At 71.4% G+C, this 23,311-nt stretch carries 22 protein-coding genes; 16 read left to right on the top strand and 6 right to left on the bottom strand.

Features of this window, described 5'->3' with window-relative positions; translation table 11 throughout:
* Positions 1-8: 8 nt before the first annotated feature.
* Entirely contained in the window at positions 9-947 is a 939-nt protein-coding gene (locus tag ACFVTX_RS12935) for an ROK family protein (RefSeq protein ID WP_386900698.1), read from the bottom strand.
* Positions 948-1,066: 119 nt separating this feature from the next.
* Here ACFVTX_RS12935 and ACFVTX_RS12930 point away from each other — a divergent pair, with 119 nt between their 5' ends.
* The 6 genes from ACFVTX_RS12930 to ACFVTX_RS12905 all read left to right on the top strand — a co-directional run bounded on the left by ACFVTX_RS12930 (position 1,067) and on the right by ACFVTX_RS12905 (position 6,925).
* Positions 1,067-2,011, top strand: coding sequence for a sugar-binding transcriptional regulator (locus ACFVTX_RS12930; protein WP_386900696.1), 945 nt, complete (start codon positions 1,067-1,069; stop codon positions 2,009-2,011).
* Between the two features lie 44 nt (positions 2,012-2,055).
* Entirely contained in the window at positions 2,056-3,078 is a 1,023-nt protein-coding gene (gene deoC / locus ACFVTX_RS12925) for a deoxyribose-phosphate aldolase (RefSeq protein ID WP_386900694.1), read from the top strand.
* Between the two features lie 19 nt (positions 3,079-3,097).
* Positions 3,098-4,681, top strand: a complete 1,584-nt coding sequence (locus tag ACFVTX_RS12920; RefSeq protein ID WP_386900692.1) for an aldehyde dehydrogenase family protein — start codon at positions 3,098-3,100, stop codon at positions 4,679-4,681.
* Positions 4,678-5,538 (top strand): aldehyde dehydrogenase family protein, encoded by an 861-nt coding sequence (locus tag ACFVTX_RS12915; protein ID WP_386900690.1) that lies wholly within the window; start codon positions 4,678-4,680, stop codon positions 5,536-5,538. The genes ACFVTX_RS12920 and ACFVTX_RS12915 overlap by 4 nt, the downstream gene beginning before the upstream one ends.
* Positions 5,539-5,582: 44 nt before the next feature.
* A complete protein-coding gene (locus tag ACFVTX_RS12910) occupies positions 5,583-5,822 on the top strand; it encodes a hypothetical protein (protein ID WP_386900688.1) in 240 nt (79 codons plus the stop codon).
* A 104-nt stretch (positions 5,823-5,926) separates the two neighbouring features.
* Positions 5,927-6,925 (top strand): glycerophosphodiester phosphodiesterase, encoded by a 999-nt coding sequence (locus tag ACFVTX_RS12905; protein ID WP_386900686.1) that lies wholly within the window; start codon positions 5,927-5,929, stop codon positions 6,923-6,925.
* A 31-nt stretch (positions 6,926-6,956) separates the two neighbouring features.
* On the opposite strand, the gene ACFVTX_RS12900 is transcribed toward ACFVTX_RS12905, so the two are convergent.
* Entirely contained in the window at positions 6,957-7,235 is a 279-nt protein-coding gene (locus tag ACFVTX_RS12900; RefSeq protein WP_157422625.1) for a metal-sensitive transcriptional regulator, read from the bottom strand.
* A gap of 54 nt (positions 7,236-7,289) precedes the next feature.
* On the opposite strand from ACFVTX_RS12900, the gene ACFVTX_RS12895 reads away from it, so the two are divergent.
* Together ACFVTX_RS12895 and ACFVTX_RS12890 are read left to right on the top strand one after the other, a co-directional pair.
* Entirely contained in the window at positions 7,290-9,584 is a 2,295-nt protein-coding gene (locus ACFVTX_RS12895) for a heavy metal translocating P-type ATPase (protein WP_386900683.1), read from the top strand.
* 71 nt (positions 9,585-9,655) lie between these two features.
* A complete protein-coding gene (locus ACFVTX_RS12890; RefSeq protein WP_386900681.1) occupies positions 9,656-11,551 on the top strand; it encodes a DUF2207 family protein in 1,896 nt (631 codons plus the stop codon).
* Positions 11,552-11,559: 8 nt separating this feature from the next.
* Here the strand turns inward: ACFVTX_RS12890 and ACFVTX_RS12885 are convergent, their stop codons facing one another.
* Positions 11,560-11,772 (bottom strand): hypothetical protein, encoded by a 213-nt coding sequence (locus ACFVTX_RS12885; protein WP_386900679.1) that lies wholly within the window; start codon positions 11,770-11,772, stop codon positions 11,560-11,562.
* Positions 11,773-11,833: 61 nt separating this feature from the next.
* On the opposite strand from ACFVTX_RS12885, the gene ACFVTX_RS12880 reads away from it, so the two are divergent.
* The 7 genes from ACFVTX_RS12880 (at position 11,834) to ACFVTX_RS12850 (ending at position 19,805) form a co-directional block, all read left to right on the top strand.
* Complete coding sequence (locus ACFVTX_RS12880; protein WP_386900677.1) at positions 11,834-12,565, top strand: ZIP family metal transporter; 732 nt, start codon at positions 11,834-11,836, stop codon at positions 12,563-12,565.
* 217 nt (positions 12,566-12,782) lie between these two features.
* Positions 12,783-14,906, top strand: a complete 2,124-nt coding sequence (locus tag ACFVTX_RS12875) for a DEAD/DEAH box helicase (RefSeq protein ID WP_386900675.1) — start codon at positions 12,783-12,785, stop codon at positions 14,904-14,906.
* Between the two features lie 235 nt (positions 14,907-15,141).
* Positions 15,142-16,173, top strand: coding sequence for a 6-phosphofructokinase (locus ACFVTX_RS12870; protein WP_386900673.1), 1,032 nt, complete (start codon positions 15,142-15,144; stop codon positions 16,171-16,173).
* A gap of 28 nt (positions 16,174-16,201) precedes the next feature.
* Positions 16,202-16,678: an 8-oxo-dGTP diphosphatase gene (locus ACFVTX_RS12865; protein ID WP_386900671.1), complete on the top strand. Its 477-nt coding sequence runs from the start codon at positions 16,202-16,204 to the stop codon at positions 16,676-16,678.
* 56 nt (positions 16,679-16,734) lie between these two features.
* A complete protein-coding gene (locus tag ACFVTX_RS12860) occupies positions 16,735-17,913 on the top strand; it encodes an anion permease (RefSeq protein ID WP_386900669.1) in 1,179 nt (392 codons plus the stop codon).
* A complete protein-coding gene (locus ACFVTX_RS12855; RefSeq protein WP_386900667.1) occupies positions 17,910-18,254 on the top strand; it encodes a peptidase in 345 nt (114 codons plus the stop codon). Before ACFVTX_RS12860 ends, ACFVTX_RS12855 begins: the two co-directional genes overlap by 4 nt.
* A gap of 114 nt (positions 18,255-18,368) precedes the next feature.
* On the top strand, positions 18,369-19,805 hold the full coding sequence (locus ACFVTX_RS12850) for an NCS2 family permease (protein WP_386900665.1): 1,437 nt from the start codon (positions 18,369-18,371) through the stop codon (positions 19,803-19,805).
* A 67-nt stretch (positions 19,806-19,872) separates the two neighbouring features.
* On the opposite strand, the gene ACFVTX_RS12845 is transcribed toward ACFVTX_RS12850, so the two are convergent.
* Positions 19,873-21,159 carry a uracil-xanthine permease family protein gene (locus tag ACFVTX_RS12845; RefSeq protein WP_386900663.1) on the bottom strand — a complete coding sequence of 429 codons (1,287 nt, stop codon included), beginning with the start codon at positions 21,157-21,159 and terminating at the stop codon, positions 19,873-19,875.
* A gap of 137 nt (positions 21,160-21,296) precedes the next feature.
* Here ACFVTX_RS12845 and ACFVTX_RS12840 point away from each other — a divergent pair, with 137 nt between their 5' ends.
* Complete coding sequence (locus tag ACFVTX_RS12840; RefSeq protein ID WP_386900661.1) at positions 21,297-21,614, top strand: DUF4190 domain-containing protein; 318 nt, start codon at positions 21,297-21,299, stop codon at positions 21,612-21,614.
* Between the two features lie 56 nt (positions 21,615-21,670).
* On the opposite strand, the gene ACFVTX_RS12835 is transcribed toward ACFVTX_RS12840, so the two are convergent.
* Together ACFVTX_RS12835 and ACFVTX_RS12830 are read right to left on the bottom strand one after the other, a co-directional pair.
* Entirely contained in the window at positions 21,671-22,495 is an 825-nt protein-coding gene (locus ACFVTX_RS12835; protein ID WP_386900659.1) for a FadR/GntR family transcriptional regulator, read from the bottom strand.
* Positions 22,496-22,504: 9 nt separating this feature from the next.
* Entirely contained in the window at positions 22,505-23,296 is a 792-nt protein-coding gene (locus tag ACFVTX_RS12830) for a 3-oxoacyl-ACP reductase (RefSeq protein WP_386900657.1), read from the bottom strand.
* Positions 23,297-23,311: the final 15 nt, after the last annotated feature.

Genomic DNA, 23,311 nt, shown 5'->3' with positions numbered 1-23,311 from the left:
TCCGCCGGTCAGACGACGAGTTCGGGGCGGTGCACGAGCGCGGCCGCGCCGATGAGCGGGCCCTCGTCGGAGAGCCCCGACGGCACGATCTCGACGCGGGTGGCGAAGGCGAAGCCGGTGCGCTCGGCGACGGCCGCACGCGCATGGTCGAAGAGCGCGGGGGAGACCCGCGAGAACCCGCCGCCGATCGCGACGAGGTCGAGGTCGAGGAGGTTCGTCGCCGAGGCGATCGCCTGCCCGATCGCGGTGCCCGAACGTTCGACGGCGGCGAGGGCGACGGGGTCGCCCGCGGCGTGCGCGCGGGCGAGGTCTTCACCGGTCGTGCCGGTGAAGCCCTGCGTGCGGGCCCATGCGACCGTGCGGGGGCCGGAGGCGATCGCCTCGAGGCATCCGCGACCGCCGCAGCTGCAGCGATCGTCGAAGCCGCCGACCTCGATGTGGCCGATGTGGCCGCCGTTGCCCGTGGGGCTCGCGACGGCGCGGCCGCCGATGACGAGGCCGCCGCCGACGCCCGTCGAGACGACCATGCCCATGAGGTTCTCGCCGCGGGTGCCCGCGGCGGCGCCGACCCAGTGCTCGGCGAGGGCGATGCAGAGGCCGTCGATCCGGAGCACCACGGGCACGCCGGGCACGAGGTCGACGAGTCGGTCGCGGAGCGGATGGCCGCGCCATGCGGGCACGTTCAGCGGAGACACACGACCCGTCGCAACGTCGATGGGGCCGGCGACACCGGCGCCGAGCCCTGCGAGCTCCGCGTCGTCGGGCAGGGAGGCGCGAGTCGCGCCGACCACCTCGGCGACGGCGGCGTCGAGGTCGTCGGTCGTGGCGGTCGGACCGGTCGGGCGGCGGTGGCGCGTGCCGGGCACGACACGGCCCTCCACGTCGACGAGGGCGGCTTCGACCTTGGTGCCGCCGAAGTCGACGGCGAGCGCGAGCGGGGTGGGCATTGCCCCAGCATAGGCGCGCAGCATCCCCGCGTGCTTTGCTCATATGAGCAGGATCGCCTGCGAGTGTTGCCGATGAGCATGAGCGTGCCTACGCTGGAAGTCGAGGCGGACGGAGGCACATGGACGAGATCGACGAACTGCTCTCGATCAGGGCGGCTGAGCTCTATTACGAAGAGAACAAGACGCAGGACGAGATCGGCCAGGCGCTGAACCTCACCCGGTGGAAGGTCGGGCGACTCCTCGCCCAGGCGAAGAACCGCGGCTTCATCCGCATCGAGATCCTGCACCCGCGCGCTCGTCGCCTGCCGATCGAGCGACGCCTCCGCGACGAGTTCGGGCTCACCGACGCCATCGTCGTCTCCTCCGCGGGCGTCGCCTCGCCCGAAGAGCTGCAGGAGCGCACCGCGCAGGCCGCCGCCGACTACCTCACCGCACTGCGGCCCGTGCCGCGCACCCTCGGCGTCAGCTGGGGCCGCACCCTCTTCGAGATCTCACAGCACCTCCGCAACGGCTGGGCCACGGGCGTCAACGTCGTGCAGATCAACGGCGGCGTGAGCCTCAACCGCCGCGCAGGCACCGCCGCGGCCACCGCCGTCGCGATCTCCCAGAAGGGCGGCGGGCAGGCGACGCTGCTGCCGAGCCCCGCCATCCTCGAACGTCTCGAGACGAAGCACGCCATCGAGTCCGATCGCGTCGTCGCCGGCGTCATCGACCTCGCCCGCTCGGCCGACGCCTACCTCTTCAGCGCAGGCGCCGCCGACCACAACTCGGTGCACGTCGAGAGCGGCTACCTCTCGCCCGGCGACGTCGACCTCCTCGTCGCGAAGGGCGCCGTCGGCGACGTCGTCGGCCGCTACATCGACTCCGACGGCAACATCGTCGACCCCGCCCTCGACGCCCGCACCGTCGGGCTCACCCTCGACGAGATCCGCAGCGCACCGCTCGCGATCGCCGTCGTCGCGGGCCCCGCCAAGCACGCCGTGGCCGACGCGGTCGTGCGCAGCCGACTCTGCACGGTGCTCGTCACCGACGAGTCGACCGCCCTCCACCTCCTCGACGGCTGAACACGCAGCCTCCTTCGACCACACACGAAAGCCAGGTCCACCCCATGTCAGCACCGGTCAACGCCGGCACCGCCCTCGCCACGGCACGCGAGCGCGCGCTCGCCGTGCTCGGCGGCGAGCCCGACGACCAGACCCTCGGTCGCTACCTCCACGGCATCGCCGGGGTCGACGCCGTCGGCCTCGAGCAGCGCGCCGCCGCCCTCGGCACCCGTTCGATCAAGACGAGCTCGAAGGCATGGGCCCTCGACCGCATCATCGAGCTCATCGACCTGACCACCCTCGAGGGCGCCGACACGCCGGGCAAGGTGCGCTCGCTCGTCGCGAAGGCCATGAACCCCGACCCCGCCGACCCGACGACGCCCCGCGTCGCCGCCGTCTGCGTCTACGGCGACATGGTGCCGTTCGCGGTCGAGGCGCTCGGCGCCGCGCACGGCGACCCCGACGACGGCCTCATCTCCGTCGCCGCGGTCGCGACGGCGTTCCCGAGCGGGCGCTCCTCGCTCGCCATCAAGCTCGCCGACACGGCAGAGGCGGTCGCGGCGGGTGCCGACGAGATCGACATGGTGATCGACCGCGGCGCGTTCCTCGCGGGCCGCTACGGCGAGGTCTTCGACCAGATCGTCGCCGTCAAAGAGGCCTGCCGCCGCCCCGACGGCACGAGCGCGAGCCTCAAGGTGATCCTCGAGACGGGCGAGCTCGTGACGTACGACAACGTGCGTCGCGCCTCGTGGCTCTCGATCCTCGCCGGCGGCGACTTCATCAAGACCTCGACCGGCAAGGTGTCGCCCGCGGCGACCCTGCCCGTGACGCTCCTGATGCTCGAGGTCGTGCGCGACTGGCACCGCCTCACCGGGCACAAGGTCGGCGTGAAGCCGGCCGGCGGCATCCGCTCCTCGAAGGACGCGATCAAGTATCTCGTGACCGTCGCCGAGACCGTCGGCGAGGAGTGGCTCGTGCCGCACCTGTTCCGCTTCGGCGCGTCGAGCCTCCTCAACGACGTGCTGCTCCAGCGGCAGAAACTGACCAGCGGGCACTACTCGGGTGCCGACTACGTGACGATCGACTGACCGGAACGGAAAAGACATCATGAGCTTCCTCGACTACGCACCCGCCCCCGAGTCGCGGGCGATCCTCTCGCTCCGCGACCAGTACGGCCTCTTCATCGACGGCGAGTTCGTCGACGGCCGCGGCACCCCGTTCCAGACGATCTCGCCCGCCTCCGAAGAGCGCATCGCGATGATCGCGAACGCGAACGAGGCCGACATCGACGACGCCGTCGCGGCGGCACGTCGCGCCTACGACCGCGTCTGGTCGAAGATGAGCGGCCGCGACCGCGGCAAGTACCTCTTCCGCATCGCCCGTCTCGTGCAGGAGCGCGCCCGTGAGCTCGCCGTCGCCGAGTCGCTCGACAACGGCAAGCCCATCAAGGAGTCGCGCGACGTCGACGTGCCGCTCGTCGCGGCCTGGTTCTTCTACTACGCCGGATGGGCCGACAAGCTCGACCACGCAGGCCTCGGCGCCGACCCGCGCTCGCTCGGCGTCGCCGCCCAGGTGATCCCGTGGAACTTCCCGCTGCTCATGCTCGCGTGGAAGATCGCCCCGGCGCTCGCCGCGGGCAACACGGTCGTGCTGAAGCCCGCCGAGACGACGCCGCTCACGGCGCTCATCTTCGCCGAGATCCTGCAGCAGGCCGAGCTTCCCGCCGGTGTCGTGAACATCGTGACGGGGGCAGGCGACACGGGTGCGGCGCTCGTCGGCCACTCGGGGGTCGACAAGGTCGCCTTCACGGGATCGACGGCCGTCGGCCGTGCGATCGCGAAGCAGATCGCCGGCACCGACAAGAAGGCGACGCTCGAGCTCGGCGGCAAGGCCGCGAACATCGTCTTCGACGACGCGCCCATCGACCAGGCGATCGAGGGCATCGTCAACGGCATCTTCTTCAACCAGGGTCACGTGTGCTGCGCGGGTTCGCGCCTCCTCGTCCAGGAGAACATCCACGACGAGGTCGTCGACCGGCTGAAGTCGCGGCTGTCGACGCTGCGTCTCGGCGACCCCCTCGACAAGAACACCGACATCGGCGCCATCAACTCGCGCGAGCAGCTCGACCGGATCCGCGAGCTCTCCGCCGCCGGTGAGGCCGAGGGCGCCGAACGCTGGAGTGCGCCGTGCGAGATCCCCGAGAACGGGTTCTGGTTCGCACCGACGATCTTCACGGGCGTGCAGACCTCGAACCGCATCGCGCGCGAAGAGGTCTTCGGCCCGGTGCTCTCGGTGCTGACGTTCCGCACTCCGCAAGAGGCGATCGCGAAGGCGAACAACACGCCGTACGGCCTCTCGGCCGGCATCTGGAGCGACAAGGGCAGCCGCATCCTCGCGGTCGCCGACAAGCTGCGCGCCGGCGTCATCTGGGCGAACACGTTCAACCGGTTCGACCCGGCGTCGCCGTTCGGCGGCTTCAAGGAGTCGGGCTACGGCCGCGAGGGCGGCCGCCACGGGCTCGCCGCGTACCTCTCGCCGGCGCCCATCGGGCAGCAGTCCGGTCGCCCGGCGGTTGCACGGGGGGCATCGAAGGCGGCCATCGAGGCGGATGCCACGGGGTCGACCCCGACCGAAGCGAAGAAGCCCACCCGTCGAACGCAGAAGGCCACCACGAAGGGATCGAAGCGATGACCCGCCTCGCCGTGCCGAAGACGTACAAGCTCTACATCGGCGGCAAGTTCCCCCGCAGCGAGTCGGGGCGCACCTACGAGGTCGCGGCCTCCGACGGTCGGTTCCTCGCGAACGCCGCGCTGGCCTCCCGGAAGGATGCCCGCGACGCGGTCGTCGCCGCGCGCGCCGCGGTCTCGGGCTGGGCGGGCGCGACCGCGTACAACCGCGGCCAGGTGCTGTACCGCATCGCCGAGCTCCTCGAGGGGCGCAGGGCGCAGTTCGTCGCCGAGATCGAAGACGGCGAGGGCGTCTCGCGGGCCGTCGCACAGGCGCAGGTCGACGAGGCGATCGACCGCTGGGTCTGGTACGCGGGGTGGGCCGACAAGTTCGCCCAGGTCGCGGGGAACGCGAACCCGGTCGCGGGCCCGTACTTCAACCTCTCGGTGCCCGAGCCGACCGGCGTGGTCGCGATCGTCGCTCCGCAGGACTCCTCGCTCCTCGGCATCGTCTCGGCGGTCGCGCCGGCGCTCGTCGCGGGCAATTCGGTCGTCGTCGTGGCGAGCGAGCGGTTCCCGCTGTCGGCGATCAGCCTCGCCGAGGTGCTCGCGACGAGCGACGTGCCCGGCGGCGTCGTGAACGTGCTGACGGGTTCGCCCGCCGAGATCGCGCCGTGGCTCGCGAGCCACGCCGACGTCAACGCGGTCGACCTCGTGGGTGCGGGGGGTCTCGACTGGATCTCGCTCGAGGTCGCGGCGGCCGACACGCTGAAGCGCGTGCTGCGCCCCGAGAACGGCCCCGATGCGGCGGCGCCCGCGCTCGGCCGCATCTCGGCGTTCACCGAGACGAAGACGGTCTGGCACACGAAGAGCCTGCTCTAGGCCGAAGCAGCGACAACAGCACGACGCGAGGGAGCGGGGGAGCGGTGGCGGGACGCAGCGGTGCATCCGATGAGCGCGGGCGCCTCGTCACCGACCCCTTCGACTACCGCCTCGCGAAAGACGGCGCGGTGCTCGTCTCTCGGGGCGGCCGGGTCGTGGTGACGGTCGGCGGGCGCGATGCGGCGCGGCTCGCGGCGGCGCTGCAGACGGCCGATGAGGAGCGCGCGCAGCACCTGCTCGCGCGCGCGACGGGCAACTACCGGCGGGGCAACGAACGGCACTGAGCGTGCAGTTGGCCGCCGCAGGAAGATCACCGAGAATTTCGGTAACGAAACGGTAACGGTGTTGCTAGAGTGGCGTGCACCGGTCGGGCAACGAGGCTCGGGCGGTGGAAAGGCCCGAACCCGTGAAGCACGCCTTCCGCACGGTCGAACCCGAGACCGTGCGCCGGCGGCCCAGTGCCGTCGCCCCCGCTCCGTCCGCCCGTTCCCGTTCGCTCCTCTCGTTCACGAGCCCGCCCGGTCGCACCGTGCGTGCGAGTCTCGCGGCCGTCGCGGTCGCGGTCGTGGCATCCGCCATCTTCATCGCCCAGACGCCGCCGACCGTGTACGCGATCGACGTGTTCGGTGCGCTCCGCCAGCCCGGTGAGCCCGCCTTCACGGTCGGCCATCGCGGCGACCGCGCCGCGGCCCCCGAGAACACGATGCCCTCGCTCGAGCTCGCGATGGACGAACTCGCCTTCGTCGAGACCGACGTGCAACTCACCCGTGACGGCGTGCCCGTGCTCGCGCACGACGTGACCCTCGAGCGCGTCGCGGGCGACCCGCGCACGATCGGCGAGCTCGATCTCGACGAGGTGCGCCGGCTCGACGCGGGCGCCTGGTACGCGGACGAGTTCGCGGGCACCCGCATCCCGACGCTCGAGGAGTTCTTCACGGCGCTCGCCGAGCGCGACGAGGCGCGTGCGCTCGTCGAGCTCAAGGCCGACTGGACGAAGCAGGAGGTGCGCCTGGTCACCGACCTCGTCGACCGGCACGGTCTGCGCGGTCGCGTCGTGCTGCAGAGCTTCAGCCTCGAGACGCTCGAGTCGCTGCAGGCGGTCGCCCCGACGCTGCCGCGCATCATGCTCATCCGCGAGCTGCCGGCCGACCCGGTGCCGCTCGCCGAACGCCTCGGGCTCATCGGCTTCGGCACGACGGTCGCCTCGGTGACGGCGCAGCCGGGCGCGCTCGTGCTCGCGCACGAGGCGGGCATCGCGGTGCTCTGCTACACGCTCAACACGCACGAGCACTGGGAGGCGGTGAACGCGCTCGGCGTCGACGGCATCATCACCGACGAGCCCAGCGAGCTCGACGCGTGGCTCGCGGCGACGGCGCCCGGCACCTGACCGCGGCGGCCGGTGCTCGGCGCGGAGGTCGTCAGCTGCGGTTGTTCGACAGCTCGAAGATGCGCACGAGTTCGGCGACGGCCTCGTCGCGCTGCTCGCCGCCCTGTTCGTACATGTGCGAGACGTGCGTTCGCAGGTGGTTCTCGACGAGCAGCTTGTTGAGGGAGCCGAGCGACTTCTGCACGGCGAGCGACAGGGTGATGATGTCGACGCAGTAGTCCTCGTTCTCGATCATCTTCTCGATGCCGCGCAGCTGGCCCTCGATGATCTTCGTGCGGTGCAGTGCGCGCTTCTTGATGTCCTCGATCACCCTCACAGGATACCCCGCTTGCACCGAATACCCCTAGGGGGTACTCTCGAACCCATGACGACGCTCGACACGCCCCCGATCCGCACGATCGATCTCGACATCGAGGGCATGACGTGCGCAAGCTGCGTCGCCCGCGTCGAGAAGCGCCTCGGCCGCCTCGACGGCGTCGACGCCGCCGTCAACCTCGCCACCGAACGAGCGCGCGTCACCTTCCCGCAGTCCACCTCGATCGACGCGCTCGTCGAGGCGGTGAAGCAGGCGGGCTACACCGCGACGCCGGTCGAGAAGGCGCTCGAGGCGGATGCCACGGCCCCCGCCCCGCACGCGGCGGCCGTGCCGTCCGTCGAGGTCGAGCCGACGGAGCCCGCCCGCCCCGAGGCATCCGACCCGCTCATGACCCGGCTCATCGTCTCGACCGTGCTCACCGTGCCGGTCGTCGCGATCGCGATGATCCCGGCGCTGCAGTTCACGTACTGGCAGTGGCTCTCGCTCACGCTCGCCGCGCCCGTGGTGGTGTGGGGCGGCTGGCCGTTCCACCGGGCGGCGTGGCAGAACCTGCGGCACGGCGCGCTCACGATGGACACGCTCGTCTCGCTCGGCACCCTCACCGCGTTCGTCTGGTCGCTGTGGGCGCTGTTCTTCGGACATGCGGGCATGCCGGGCATGACGCACGAGTGGACCTTCGGCGTGCGCGGCACCCCCGGCGGCGACATCTACCTCGAGGTCGCGGCGGGCGTCATCACGATCCTGCTGCTCGGGCGCGTGCTCGAGGCGAAGTCGAAGCGGCGGGCGGGCAAGTCGCTGCGCACCCTGCTCGAGCTCGCACCGCGCGAGGTGTCGGTGCTGCGCGGCGCCGACGGCTCGGCCGAGGCCGACGCCGAGGTTCGCGTGCCGATCGCCGCGCTGCGCCCCGGCGACCGCTTCGTCGTGCGACCCGGCGAGCGGATCGCCGCCGACGGCGTCGTCGCCGAGGGCGAGGCGAGCGTCGACGAGTCGATGCTGACGGGGGAGCCCGCCCCCGTCGACGTGGCCGCGGGCAGCCCGGTCACCGCGGCGACGATCGTGCACGGCGGCAGCCTCGTCGTCACCGCGAGCCGCGTCGGCGCCGACACGCGCCTCGCGCAGATCGCCCGACTCGTCGAGGACGCGCAGCTCGGCAAGTCGCGCGCACAGCGCCTCGCCGATCGCATCTCGGCCGTGTTCGTGCCGATCGTCATCGCGATCGCCGTGGGTACCGCGATCGTGTGGGTCGCGACGGGCAGCCCGATCGAGCAGGCGATCACCGCCGCGGTCGCCGTGCTCGTCATCGCCTGCCCGTGCGCGCTCGGGCTCGCGACGCCCATGGCGATCCTCGTCGGCACGGGGCGCGGCGCCGAGCGCGGCATCCTCATCACCGGCCCCGAGACCCTCGACCGCACGGCGGGCATCGACACGATCCTGCTCGACAAGACGGGCACCCTCACGACCGGGCGCATGCGCCTCGGCGAGGTCACCGCGGCGCCCGGCACCGACGGGGCGGTCGCGCTCGGCGTCGCCGCCGCGCTCGAGCTCCGCAGCGAGCACCCCATCGCCAGGGCCGTCGTCGACGGCGCCGCCGAGCGCGGCGCGGCCCGGCCCGAGGCGCACGGGTTCCGAGCGCACGCCGGCCTCGGCGTGACCGCGACGGTCGACGGGCACGAGGCCGTCGTCGGGCGGCCCGCGTTCGTCGAGGGCCTCGGGCTGCGGATGCCGCGCGAGCTCGCCGCCCGCGTCGCCGACTCCGATGCGACCGCCGTGGCGGTCGGGTGGGGCGGCGAGGTGCGCGCGATCCTCGAGGTGGGCGACACGCTCCGCCCCGGAGCCCGCGAGGCGGTCGACCGCTTGCGCGCACAGGGCCTCGAACCGATCCTCCTCACGGGCGATGCGCGACGGCCCGCGGAACGCGTCGCCGCCTCGCTCGGCATCGAGCGCGTGCACGCCGAGGTCAGCCCCGAGGGCAAGCTCGCCGCCGTCACCGAGTTGCAGGCCGCCGGCCGCAAGACTGCGATGGTCGGCGACGGCGTCAACGACGCGGCCGCGCTCGCCGCGGCCGACCTCGGAATCGCGATGGGCGGCGGCACCGACGCGGCGGCGAGCGCGAGCGACCTCGCCCTGACCCGCGACGAGCCGGGGGCGATCCCCGACGCGATCGCCCTCGCCCGGGCGACCCTCGGCACGATCCGCGGCAACCTGTTCTGGGCGTTCGCGTACAACGTCGCGGCGATCCCGCTCGCGGCGGCCGGGTTCCTCAACCCGATGATCGCGGGGGCGGCGATGGCGTTCTCGAGCATCTTCGTGGTGCTCAACAGCCTGCGGCTGCGTCGGGCCTGAGCCGGCACCGCAGCGGGCGGGCGGCGGGCCGGCGGGCGGCGTGCGCCGGCGCCGGGCGCTAGCGTTGGGGCATGCCACGTCGCACCGCCCGTCGCCCGCTCGTGCGCCTCGCCGCCGCGTTCGCCGTCGCCCTGCCCGCACTGCTCGTGGCGGGCGCCGCCGGCGCGACGCAGGCGGTCGCGGCCGAGCGCGCGGCATCCGCGTCGATCGCGGCCGCCGCACCGCAGGCGGTCGCGCTCCTCGCCGACGAGCCCGACACGAACGCCTTCGTGTTCGACTCCTTCGACGCGGTCTACGAGCTCTCGCTCGACGACGAGGGTCGCTCGGTGATGGAGGTCACCGAGACCCTCGTCGCCGTCTTCCCCGAGATCGACCAGAACCACGGCATCCGTCGGGCGCTTCCGCTCGGCTACGACGGCCACCCGGTCGACCTCGCGGTCGAATCGGTGACGGATGCCACGGGCGCGCCCCGACCGTTCGACACCGAGGCCGACGAGGACGGCGAGTTCCTGCTCGTCACGAGCCGAGCCGACGAGTTCCTGCACGGCGAGCAGACGTACGTCATCACCTACCGCATGCACAACGTCACCCACGTGCCCGACGACGCCGCGATCGACGAGATCTACTGGGACGTCAACGGCACCGGATGGGCGCAGCCCTTCGGCGTCGTGCGCAGCGAGCTGCGGCTCTCACCCGAGCTCGCGGGGGCGATGACGGGCGACATGGCCTGCTACCGCGGCTGGTCGGGGTCGACGACGCCGTGCGACGCGATGACGGTCGACGAGGTCGACGGCGGCGCGGTCGTCGGAGCCTCGGCCGCAGAGCTCGGCCCGTTCGAGAACCTCAGCTTCGCGGTCGCCTTCGAGCCGGGCACGGTGGTGCCGCGCGACGACGCGTTCTGGTCGTCGCCCGCGGCGATCGGCAGCGCCGTCGGCGCGGTGCTGGCGCTCGTGGCCGCGGGCGTCGCCCTCGTCCTCCGTCTCGGTCGCTGGCGCAGCCACCCCGGGCGGGGCACGATCATCGCGCAGTACGAGCCGGCCGAGGGGGTCTCGGCGTTCGTCGCCGCCGAACTCGTCGGCAGCCTGTCGCGCGGCGTCACTGCGACGGTGCTCGAGCGCGCCGTCGCCCGCGAACTCCAGGTCGTCGAACTGGGCTCGCGCAGCTACGGCGTCCGGTACACGGGCGAGGGGCCGGCCGGCGACGAGCACGCGCGTGCCGTCGTGGTCGCGCTGTTCGGCGATCCGCCGCGCCCCGGCGCGCTCCGCGAGATGAAGTCGAGCGACACCGCGCTCGGCAAGCAGCTGCTCGCCGTCCGGCAGCGGGTGTCGAGCGGGGTCGTCGCGTCGGGGCTCCGACGCAGCCCCGACGTCGGCCTCCGGATCGTGCTCGCGATCGGCGCCGGCCTCGCCGCCATCGCGAGTTTCGTGATGGGCATCATCGCGCTCGACTCGGCGATGGGTGCCGGCTGGCCCGCGCTCTGCTTCATCGTCGCGATCCTTGCCGCGCTCGGCACGATCGCCCTCGTCGTGTGGGTGCGCCCCCTCACTGAACGAGGTCGCGAACTGCGCGACCACCTCGAAGGGCTGCGCCTCTACATCCGCCTCGCCGAGGCCGACCGCATCCGGGTGCTGCAGAGCCCGAGCGGCGCCCTGCGGGTCGACGTGAACGACCTCGGGCAGGTGCTGAAGCTCAACGAACGGCTGCTGCCGTACGCGGTGCTGTTCGGCTTCGAACGCGACTGGAGCCGCGAGCTCGCGGCCCTCTACGAGCGGCTCGGGGTCGAACCCGACTGGTACTCGGGCAGCCACGGCTTCAACGTGGCGTACTTCTCGGCGGGCGTCGCGTCGTTCTCGAGCTCGTCGAACTCGTCGTGGTCGGGGTCGAGCGCGAGCTCGTCGTCGAGTGGCTCGGGCGGTGGCGGCTCCTCGGGCGGCGGTGGCGGCGGCGGAGGCGGCGGCGGCGTCTGAGGCCGGCGCTACTCGCCGTCGTCGGCCGCGGCCGAGCGCTCGTCGCCGAGATCGACCCGCCGTTCGGCGTCGACGCCGGGGGGCTCGTCGCCCGCCTCGTCGAGCGGGCGATCCTCGTCGCCGTGCACCTCGTCGGGCTCGTCGAACTCGGTGTCCTGCGAGACCGTGAAATCCTCGTCGTCGGGCGCGAACTCCGCACCCGCCCCCGCGTGCTCGTCCATGTTCCAAGGGTAGGCGCGTCCGTGACGAACGGGTAGTCCCGGCGGCCCTATGCTCGGCAGCATGGCCGACTGGATCCTGGCCGGCATCGCCGGACTCCTCGCGGGCGGGGCGCTCCTGGTGGGGGCGGTGATCGCCTGGTACGTCCGGGTGCCGCCGCGGCTCGTGGCATCCATCATGGCCTTCGGCTCGGGGGTGCTCGTCTCGGCGCTCGCCTTCGACCTCGTGCTCGAGGCGCAGGAGGAGGGCGGCTTCTGGCCGACGGTCGGCGGCTTCGCCGCCGGTGCGGTCGTCTACGTCTTCGCGAACCAGTTGCTCGACCGTTTCGACAAGCGCAACCCTCGCGGCAGCGGCGAGGACCCCGGCACCGGGACGGGCATCGCGGTGGGCGCCCTCCTCGACGGCATCCCCGAATCGGCGGTGCTCGGGCTGAGCATGGTCGGCGGCGGGGGAGTGAGCGTGCCCGTGTTCGTCGCCATCCTCATCTCGAACATCCCCGAGGGGCTCTCGTCGACGGCGTCGCTCAAGGAGAGCGGCCGTTCGCGCACGTACGTGTTCGTGCTGTGGGCGGGCATCGCGCTCGCGAGCGCGCTCGCCTCGCTCGCCGGGTACGTGCTGCTCGACGATGCTCCCGGCGAGCTGACCGCATTCATCACGGCGATCGCGGCGGGCGCGATCCTCGCGATGATCTGCGACACGATGATCCCCGAGGCGTTCCGGACCACGCACGCGTTCACGGGGCTGCTCGCGACCGCGGGATTCCTCTTGAGCTACGCCGTGCACGTCGTCGGGTGACACGCCGTTTCGCGGCTCAGGGCGCACGCCCGCTAGAATAGGGGGAGCGCCCGACGAATCCGTTCTTCGGCCGACCGTGCGAGCTCCGCTCGCCGCTGCTCGGTTCGGGATTCGGCGTACCGCGCAGCGCGGCATCCGAGCCGCAGCGTGCGGGCTCGACCACCGCGTGGTGCCGAGGGGGCGTGCCGGTCACGGCACGAAGGAAACGGGAGGACCATTGGCCCAGACGAGGCAGCGGCAGCGTACGCGTTCGCGCGACGACGAAGCCCCCATCATCCCGATCCTCGCCCGCAAGGTGCGAGAGGTCGAGCAGAAGGCGCAGAAGGGCAAGCTCGGCCCGACGAACCGCACCAAGTTCCAGGTCATCGCGCTGCTCATGCGCGAGGAGCGCGCCCGCGTGAAGGCCGACGCCGCGATCGGCGACGCGGCACGCGGCGAGCTGCTCAAGCGCCTCGACGGCATCGCGCAGATCCTCGCGAAGACGGCGGCCCGCGACACGAGCCTCATCCAGCTGCTCGAGCCCGATGCCTCGATCTCGACCGTCGCGCAGCGGTTCCGCCGCGACTGGCTGCTCGAGTCGGGCGCCGAGCTCAGCCCCGACGAGCTCATCATCACGCGCGAGCCCGAGGTGAAGCTCGAGGTCTCCGAGAACCAGGTCATCCCGGCCTCGGTGAAGTCCCGCCAGCTCGCGAACCCGTTCCTCGCACCCGACTTCTCGAAGCCCGCCGCGCCGCTCGTGCCGGTGCGCCGCCTCGCCAACTGGGAGCTGCTCGGCCCCCTCTTCAAGTCGTTCGAGCAGGGCTCGGGCGGTCAGGCCGCGTCGATGCCGCTGCCCGAGGCGCCGAAGATCGACCGGCTCGCGCCGCGCGGACTCGAACTCATGAAGCACCAGGCCCGCTTCATCGAGAGCGCCCGCGAGGGTCACCGCACGTTCCTGCTCGCCGACGAGCCCGGCCTCGGCAAGACGGCCCAGTCGGTGCTCGCGGCGTCCGTCGCGAACGCGTACCCGCTGCTGGCCGTCGTGCCCAACGTCGTGAAGATGAACTGGGCGCGCGAGGTCGAACGCTGGACCCCGCACCGCCGCGCCACCGTCATCCACGGCGACGGCGACACCCTCGACGCCTTCGCCGACGTCGTCATCGTCAACTACGACGTGCTCGACCGGCACATGGCGTGGCTGTCGACCCTCGGGTTCCGCGGCATGGTCGTCGACGAGGCGCACTTCATCAAGAACCTGCAGTCGCAGCGCTCGAAGAACGTGCTCGCGCTGGCCGAACGCATCCGCAGGGCGACGCCCGGCGGCGACCCGCTGCTGCTCGCCCTCACCGGGACGCCGCTCATCAACGACGTCGACGACTTCCGCGCCATCTGGAAGTTCCTCGGCTGGATCGACGGCGACAAGCCCGCACCCGAACTGCTCGCGAAGCTCGAGGAGACGGGGCTCACCCCCGCCGAGCCCGGCTTCTACGCCGAGGCGCGGCGCTCGGTCATCGACCTCGGCATCGTGCGCCGTCGCAAGGTGGATGTCGCGGCCGACCTGCCGGCCAAGCGCATCGCCGACCTCCCGGTCGAACTCGACGACGAGCTCGGCCGCTCGGTGCGTGCAGCCGAACGCGAGCTCGGCAACCGCCTCGCCTCGCGCTTCCGGGCGCTCGTCGAGGCGCGCCACCTCAAGGTCGGCGACCTCGACGAGGACACCCGCGACCAGTTCATCCGCGCGGTCGCGAGCGCCGAGCTCGAAGACTCGAAGTCGGCGAAGTCGGGCGAGAACGTCTTCACGATGGTGCGCCGCATCGGCCAGGCGAAGGCCGGCCTCGCCGCGGACTACGCCGCGCAGCTGGCCCGCTCGGTCGGCAAGGTCGTCTTCTTCGCGAAGCACATCGACGTCATGGATCAGGCCGAGGCGGCGTTCGCCTCGCGGGAGCTCCGCAGCGTCTCGCTCCGCGGCGACCAGACCGCGCTGGCGCGCCAGGCCGCGATCGACGCGTTCAACAACGACCCCGAGGTCTCGGTCGCGGTGTGCTCGCTCACCGCGGCGGGTGTCGGCGTCAACCTGCAGGCCGCGTCGAACGTCGTGCTCGCCGAGCTCAGCTGGACGGCCGCCGAGCAGACGCAGGCCATCGACCGCGTGCACCGGATCGGCCAGGAGGAGCCCGTGACCGCGTGGCGCATCATCGCCGCGCACACGATCGACGCCCGGATCGCCGAGCTCATCGACTCGAAGCAGGGGCTCGCCGCCCGTGCCCTCGACGGGCAGGACGTCGAGCCCGGCTCGGCCGACTCGGTGCAGCTCGACGCGCTCCAGCACCTGCTGCGGCAGGCGCTGGACGGGGCGCTGTAGGCGAACCCCTCGATCCGTCGATCTTCGCCCTTCCCGGCTGCGGGACGGGCGAAGATCGACGGATCTTCCGTCGGCGTATCCGGCCCGGAATTGCCTGGCGAGATGCTTGCGGTGATTGGCGAACTTGCCTCGAATCCCGTGGTCCGAGAAGCGAGTTTCGCTAGACTTCCCGGAGTCGTGCCCCGATGAAGCGGCTCCAGCGACGATTTCCCACCTGCAAGGAGTCTCACGCGTCATGAAGATCGGAATGCTCACCTCCGGTGGGGACTGCCCCGGCCTCAACGCCGTCATCCGCGGTGCCGTCCTCCGAGGCGTCATCTCGTACGACACCGAGTTCGTCGGGTTCCGCAACGGCTGGCGCGGCGTCGTCGAAGAGGACCTCGTTCCGATCGTGCGCCACGACGTGCGCGGTCTCGCCAAGCAGGGCGGCACGATCCTCGGCTCGAGCCGCACCAACCCCTTCGAGGGCGAGGGCGGCGGCCCCGAGAACATCCAGCGCATGCTCGACCGGCACGGCATCGACGCCATCATCGCGATCGGCGGCGAGGGCACGCTCACGGCCGCGCGGCGGCTCCGCGACGAGGGCGGCATCAACGTCGTCGGCGTGCCGAAGACGATCGACAACGACCTCGCCGCCACCGACTACTCCTTCGGCTTCGACACCGCCGTCGAGATCGCGACCGAGGCGATCGACCGCCTGCGCACGACCGCCGACTCGCACGGGCGCTGCATGGTGCTCGAGGTCATGGGCCGCCACGTCGGCTGGATCGCCCTGCACTCGGGCATGGCCGGGGGAGCGCACGCGATCCTCATCCCCGAGCAGCCGCAGTCGATCGAGCAGATCTGCGAGTGGGTCGAGTCGGTGCGCGACCGCGGCCGCGCCCCGCTCGTCGTGGTCGCCGAGGGCTTCACGCTCGAGGGCATGGACGAGGCGCACTCGCACAAGGGCCTCGACGCGTTCAACCGCCCGCGGCTCGGCGGCATCGCCGACATCCTCGCCCCGATGATCGAGGAGCGCACCGGCATCGAGTCGCGCGCGACCGTGCTCGGTCACATCCAGCGCGGCGGCGCGCCCTCGGCCTACGACCGGGTGCTCGCCACCCGCCTCGGCATGGCCGCGATCGACGCCGTCTACGACCACGCGTGGGGCTCGATGGTCACGCTCCGCGGCACCGACATCAAGACCGTCTCGATCGCCGAGGCGGTCGGCACGCTCAACAGCGTGCCGCAGTCGCGCTACGACGAGGCGCGCGTCCTCTTCGGCTGAGGCTGCGGCACGCAGCACAATGGGGAGCATGTACCAGGTCTGCGTCTGCTACGTGCTGCGCGAGCGCGCCGGCCGCACCGAGGTGCTGCTCGGCCGCAAGAAGCACGGCCTCGGCGAGGGCTACTACGTCGGGCTCGGCGGCAAGCTCGAGCCCGGTGAACGGGCAGTGGATGCCGCGGTGCGCGAGGTCTTCGAGGAGTCGGGTCTCGTCGTGGTCGCCGACGAGCTCGATCCGAGGGGCGTCCTCAGCTACCACTTCCCGCACCGCGAGTCGTGGAGCCAGGAGTCGAGCGTCTTCGTCACCCGCCGGTTCGAGGGCGACCCCGTGGCATCCGACGAGCTCGACCCCGAGTGGTTCGCCCTCGACGAGGTGCCGTACGCGCAGATGTGGGACGACGCGAAGCGATGGCTGCCCGCGGTGCTCGCGGGTGGCACCGCACACCGTACCTTCGTGTTCGGCGAGGATCTCGCGACGGTGGTGTCGGAGCGCCCATCGGTCGCGTAGGATCGACGGGTCCCTGAACTCCAGGTGAACACTTCCCTCTCGCAAGAAAGACGCCGGTGGATCTCACCCTCATCGTCGTGCTGGTCATCGCGCTGGCGCTCTTCTTCGATTTCACGAACGGCTTCCACGACACGGCGAACGCCATGGCGACGCCGATCGCCACCGGGGCCCTCAAGCCCAAGACCGCGGTCACCCTCGCGGCACTGCTGAACCTCGTCGGCGCGTTCCTCTCGACCGAGGTGGCGAAGACCATCTCCGGCGGCATCATCAAGGAGGGCGACGGGGGAGTGCTCATCACCCCCGAGCTGATCTTCGCCGGCCTCATCGGCGCGATCGTGTGGAACATGATCACCTGGCTGCTCGGCCTGCCCTCCTCGTCGAGCCACGCCCTCTTCGGCGGCCTCATCGGTGCCGCCCTCGTGGGCTTCGGCGTCGGCGCGATCGACTTCGGCGTCCTGCTCTCGAAGGTGATCCTCCCGGCGCTGCTCGCCCCGCTCACCGCGGGCCTCATCGCCTACGCCGCGACGAAGCTCGCCTACGCGATCACCCGCCGCTACGACGGCAAGCCCGACGGCCGCGACCGGTTCCGCCACGCGCAGATCTTCTCCTCCTCGCTCGTCGCGCTCGCGCACGGCACGAACGACGCGCAGAAGACGATGGGCGTCATCACGCTCACCCTCGTCGCGGCCGGCATCCAGACGGCCGACAGCGACGTGCAGCCCTGGGTCATCGTCACCTGCGCCATCGCGATCGCCCTCGGCACGTACATGGGCGGCTGGCGCATCATCAAGACGCTCGGCACCGGCCTCACCGACGTGAAGCCCGCGCAGGGCTTCGCCGCCGAGACCGCGACCGCCGCGACGATCCTCGCGTCGAGCCACGTCGGCTTCGCGCTCTCGACGACGCAGGTCGCGTCGGGCTCGGTCATCGGCTCGGGGCTCGGCCGCCGCGGCTCGAAGGTGCGCTGGCGCACCGCCGGCCGCATCGGCGTCGGCTGGCTGCTCACCCTCCCCGCCGCGGGCGCCGTCGGCGCGCTCGCCGCGCTCGTCGCCCACATGGGCGTCGTCGGCATCATCATCGACACGGTCGTCGGCGTCGGCGTCATCGTCGGCATCTTCCTGTGGTCGCGTCGCAGCGAGATCTCGCACCACAACGTGGTCAGCGAGGTCGCCGACTCGGGTCGTGCGGTGAAGATCAAGCGCAACCCCAAGCCGAAGAAGAAGGTCAAGTCGTGATCGACTGGTTCGCGTTCCTCCTCGTGTTCGTCGCGGCGCTCATCGGCACCGTCACCGTGGTGTCGGCCTATTCGCTCGGCGTGCGACTGCTCACCGTGTCGGGCCGCACCCCCATCGTGACGCCCGCCGAGTTCACCGACGCGATCACGATCCTCACGCCCGCCGAGATCAAGCAGGCCGAGAAGCGGGCGAAGAAGGCGGCGAAGAAGAACCCCCTCACCGACGGTCAGAAGCGCGCCGCGTTCGTCGGCGCCTGGGTGTGCTTCGCGGTGAGCGGCCTCGCGGTGCTCGTCGGCCTCTACCTCATCGTCGGCGACCACATCATCAAGCTCTTCAGCTGAGCGCTTCCGCGCCGCCAGGCTGAGCGGGCCGCGCCCGATCCCCTCACCCCAACTCAAGATTCGACAGTCCACCCGTCGCACGACCCGCGTGCGTCCCTCATCGAAGGTTCCCGGATGACCACTGCAACCACCCCGACGACCGACCCGGCCGACCCGACCGATTCGCGCGACACGAAGCCCGCCGGCGCCGTCGACCGCTTCTTCGAGATCACGAAACGCGGCTCCAACTACGCCACCGAGGTGCGCGGCGGCATCGTCACCTTCGTGACGATGGCCTACATCGTCATCCTGAACCCGATCATCCTGTCGACGCCCGACGTCGACGGCAACACGCTGAACGGCGCCGCGGTCGCCGCGGCCACCGCGCTGACCGCGGGCGTCATGACGGTGCTCTTCGGCGTCGTCACCCGCCTGCCGTTCGCGTTCGCCGCCGGTCTCGGCATCAACGCCTTCATCGCGTTCTCGGTCGTCGGCTCGGTCACCTGGCCCGAGGCGATGGCGCTCGTCGTGATCAACGGAATCGTCATCGTGCTGCTGGCGGCCACGGGGCTCCGGAAGATGATCTTCGACGCCGTCCCGGTGCAGCTGAAGCTCGCGATCACCGTCGGTATCGGACTGTTCATCGCGTTCATCGGCTTCGTGAACGCGGGCTTCGTCACGGCCACCGGCAACCCGTCGCCGCCGGTCGACCTCGGCGTCGGCGGCTCGATCGCGACGCTGCCCACCCTGCTCTTCGTCATCACGCTCCTCGCGGGCGGCGTCCTGATCGCCCTGCGCGTGAAGGGTGCGATCCTCATCGCCCTCGTCGGCGGCACGGTGCTGGCCGCGATCATCAACCTCATCTGGCCCTTCGGGCTCGACTTCGGCTTCGCGGGCGGCATCGTCAGCCTGCCGGACCTCAGCCTCATCGGCGCCGTCGACTTCAGCTTCGATCTCTCCAAGGTCGGTGGCCTGGCGCTCGTCATGATCGTCTTCACCCTCGTCTTCTCGAACTTCTTCGACGCGATGGGCACGATGACCGGCCTCGCGAAGGAGGCCGACCTCGCCGACGAGAAGGGCGACTTCCCCCGCATCAAGTCGGCGCTCGTCGTCGAAGGCGTCGGCGCGATCGTCGGCGGTGGCACCTCGTCGTCGTCCGCGACGGTGTTCGTCGAGTCCGGCGCCGGCATCGGCGAGGGCGCACGCACGGGCTTCGCCACGGTCATCACCGGCGGCCTGTTCCTGCTCGCGATGTTCTTCACGCCGCTCACCTCGCTCGTTCCCGGAGCGATCGCCGGTGCCGCCCTCGTGCTCGTCGGCGCGATGATGCTCTCGCAGATAAAGCACATCGACTTCAGCGACTACCGAGTCCTGCTGCCGGTGTTCCTCACCATCACGGTGATGCCGATGACGTACTCGATCGCCAACGGCATCGGCGCGGGCTTCGTGAGCTGGATCGTCGTGAACGCGCTGTCCGGCAAGGCCAAGACCATCCACCCGCTCCTGTGGATCGTCGGCGCCGGCTTCGTGCTGTACTTCGCACGCGGACCGATCGAGGCGCTCTTCGTCTGATCCTCCCGTGAACGACGGATGCCCCGGGCTGCATGCAGCCCGGGGCATCCGTCGTTCCTCGGAGGCGTCAGCTGGTGCCGCGCGCCTTCGCGATGCCGTTCATGACGTGGTAGATCACGATGGCGGCGATCGTGCCGAGGGCGATGCCGTTGAAGGAGACGCCGCCGATCGCGAAGGTGAAGTCGGCGATGCCGATGATGAGCGCCGTGGCCGCCGTGAACTGGTTCACGGGCTTCGAGAAGTCGACCTTGTTGTCGAGCCAGATCTTGACGCCGATGATGCCGATGAGGCCGTACAGCGCCGTGGTGACGCCACCGAGCACGCCCGCCGGGATCGTGTTGATGACCTCGCCGAACTTGGGGGAGAGGCCGAGCAGCACTGCGACGATGCCGGCGACCCAGTACGCGGCCGTCGAGTAGACGCGCGTCGCGGCCATGACGCCGATGTTCTCGCCGTAGGTGGTCGTGCCCGATCCGCCGAAGAGGCCGGCGACGGTCGTGGCGAGGCCGTCGGCGAAGAGCGCGCGGCCGGTCGACTTGTTGACGGAGGCGTCGGTCATCTGCGCGACGCCCTTGATGTGGCCGACGTTCTCGGCGATGAGTACCAGCACGACGGGCAGGAACGCCGGGAGGAAGCCCCACACGGCCGAGTCGGCGAACGGGTTCGACGCCAGGTGGAAGGTCGGCAGGCCGATCCACGCGGCCTCCTCGATGCGGGTGAAGTCGATCTCGCCCTGGATCGCTGCGGCGACGTAGCCGATCACGACGCCGAGGAGGATCGACATGCGCCCGAGGATGCCGCGGAACGCGACGCTCGCGATGATCACGGCGGAGAGCGTGATGAGCGCGGTCAGGGGGGCGAGCATGAAGTTGTTCTTCGCGGCCGGCGCCAGGTTGAAGCCGATGAGCGCGACGATCGCACCCGCGACGACGGGAGGCATGAGCGCGTCGATCCACCGGGTGCCGACCCACTGCACGAGGAGGCCGACGAGGGCGAGCAGCACGCCGACGACGACGATGCCGAAGAGCGCCGCGCCCATGGGGTCGGCGATGCCCTTCGCCCCCATCGCCGCGCTGATGGGCGCGATGAACGCGAAGGAGGAGCCGAGGTAGCTCGGCACACGGTTCTTCGTGATCACGAGGAAGAGGATCGTGCCGAGGCCCGAGAAGAACAGGGTCGTCGCGGGCGGGAATCCCGTGAGGATCGGCACCAGGAAGGTCGCGCCGAACATGGCGACGACGTGCTGGGCGCCGAGACCGATCGTGCGGGGCCAGCTGAGGCGCTCGCCGGGGGCGACGACCTCGCCCGGGTTGACGTTCTTGCCGTCGCCGTGGAGGGTCCAGGGCAGAGTCATGCTGCTCCGTTTCGGGGGAGTCGAGGGGTGGGATCCATCAGATCGTACCGGGGGGATAGCCCCATGTCGGCGGCAGCCCGTCGACCGTAGCGTGGAGTCATGCCCACGAACCGGGCGACCACCGACAGGAGCAACTCATGACCACCGTCACCGACACCGCAACCCAGGCGCCGTTCGCGGAGCCGCACCCCGCCGCCGCGTCCGTCGCCGAGTCGCGCGGTTTCAGCATCGCGAGCCTCGTGCTCGGCATCGTCTCGATCGTCGCCGGCTACAGCTTCGTCGTCCCGATCGCGGGCCTCGTGCTCGGCATCCTGGCGCTGAAGCGCGAACCGGCCGCGCGCACGATGGCGATCTGGGGCATCGTGCTCAACTCGGTCATGCTCGCGGGCGCCGTGCTCTTCGGTATCGCGGCTGCCGTCTTCGGCCTCGTGATGCTGCCGTTCGCGTTCATCTGAGCGGCAGCCGGCGGCGCGCAGCGGCGGCCGGCAGCCCGCAGCCGGCGGCCGGCGGCTCAGGCGAAGAAGCCGCGCAGCAGCGCCTCGGTCCCCTCGAGATGCTCGGCCATCGCGGTCGCGGCCTCCTCGGGGCTGCCGCGCAGGATCGCCTCGACGATCGCCCGGTGCTGCTCGTCGGAGTGCGAGATGTTCGGCGCGAGCAGCGGGATGCCGTCGAGCAGTTCGTTGACCCGCATGCGCACGTCGGCGACGAGCGGGATGACGGCGGGAGCGCCGAGGACCTCGGCGATCACGAGGTGCAGTCGCGAGTCGGCCACCCGGTACTGGTCGTCGGATGCCCCGCAGCACGCCTCGTACGCCTGCCACAGCCGCTCGCGGTCGGTCGCGGTGAGGTCGCGTTCGGCGGCCCGCCTCGCGACGCCGACCTCGATCACGGCGCGCAGCGCGAGGGTGTCCTCGAGGTGGGCGCGGGCCTCGTCGTCGATGGGGGCGGCGTCGGACGCCGCGGCCGGCGTCGGCAGCACCTCGCAGACGAAGGTGCCGCCGTATCGCCCGCGACGGGACACCACCCAGCCGGCGTCGACGAGCGAGCCGATCGCCTCGCGGAGCGTGTCGCGGCTCACCTCGAGCATCGCGGCGAGCTCGCGCTCGGCCGGCAGCCGCTCGCCGGGGCCGATGAGGCCGAGCCTGATCGACTGCAGCAGGCGCTGCACCGTCTCCTCGAAGGCGTTCGCGGGGCGCGCTGGCGTGAGCAGCAGACCCGCCGGCAGCACCTCGCCGGGGGCCGAGCCGGGCGCTGCGGCGGGGCCGGGCGCGGGGTCGGCGGGCGTCGTCGGCACCGACTGCATCGGTGCCGACGTTCCGCCCGCCGTCTCGCTCATGGGTTCAGCCTAGAGCGGGGTGACGTACGCCGAGCTGATGCCGCCGTCGACGAGGAACGTCGAGCCGGTGATGAACGAGGCGTCGTCGCTCGCGAGGAACGCGACCGCGGCGGCGAGCTCCTCGGGTTCGGCGAAACGCCCGACGGGGATGTGCACGAGGCGGCGCTGCGCCCGCTCGGGGTCCTTCGCGAAGAGCTCCTGCAGGAGGGGCGTGTTCACGGGGCCCGGGCACAGGGCGTTCACGCGCACGCCCTGGCGGGCGAACTGCACGCCGAGCTCGCGGCTCATCGCGAGCACGCCGCCCTTCGAGGCCGTGTACGAGATCTGCGAGGTCGCCGAGCCGAGCACGGCGACGAACGAGGCCGTGTTGATGATCGATCCGCGACCCTGCGCGACCATGTGCCGCAGCGCCGCGCGCGAGCACAGGTAGACCGACTTCAGGTTGACGTCCTGCACCTTCTGCCAGGCGGGCAGCTCGGTCGTCTCGATCGAGTCGTCGTCGGGCGGCGAGATGCCGGCGTTGTTGAAGGCGATGTCGACCGAGCCGTACACCCGGGCGGCCTCGTCGAAGAGGTGGTTCACCTGGGCCTCGTCGGTGACGTCGACGGGCACGAAGAGTCCGCCGACGAGTTCGGCTGCGGCGGGGCCCGCCGTGGCATCCATGTCGCCGATGACGACGGTGGCGCCCTCGGCGGCGAGGCGCTTCGCGGTCGCGAGGCCGATGCCCGAGGCGCCGCCGGTGATGACGGCGACGCGGCCGGCGAGACGCTGGGTGAGGTCGATGCGGGGGAGTTCTGGCATGTCTGCTCCTTCGGT

Origin of the sequence: Agromyces sp. NPDC058136, assembly GCF_042884375.1 — a bacterium.
GTDB lineage: Bacteria > Actinomycetota > Actinomycetes > Actinomycetales > Microbacteriaceae > Agromyces.
This window is presented reverse-complemented; position numbering and strand designations above follow the sequence as displayed.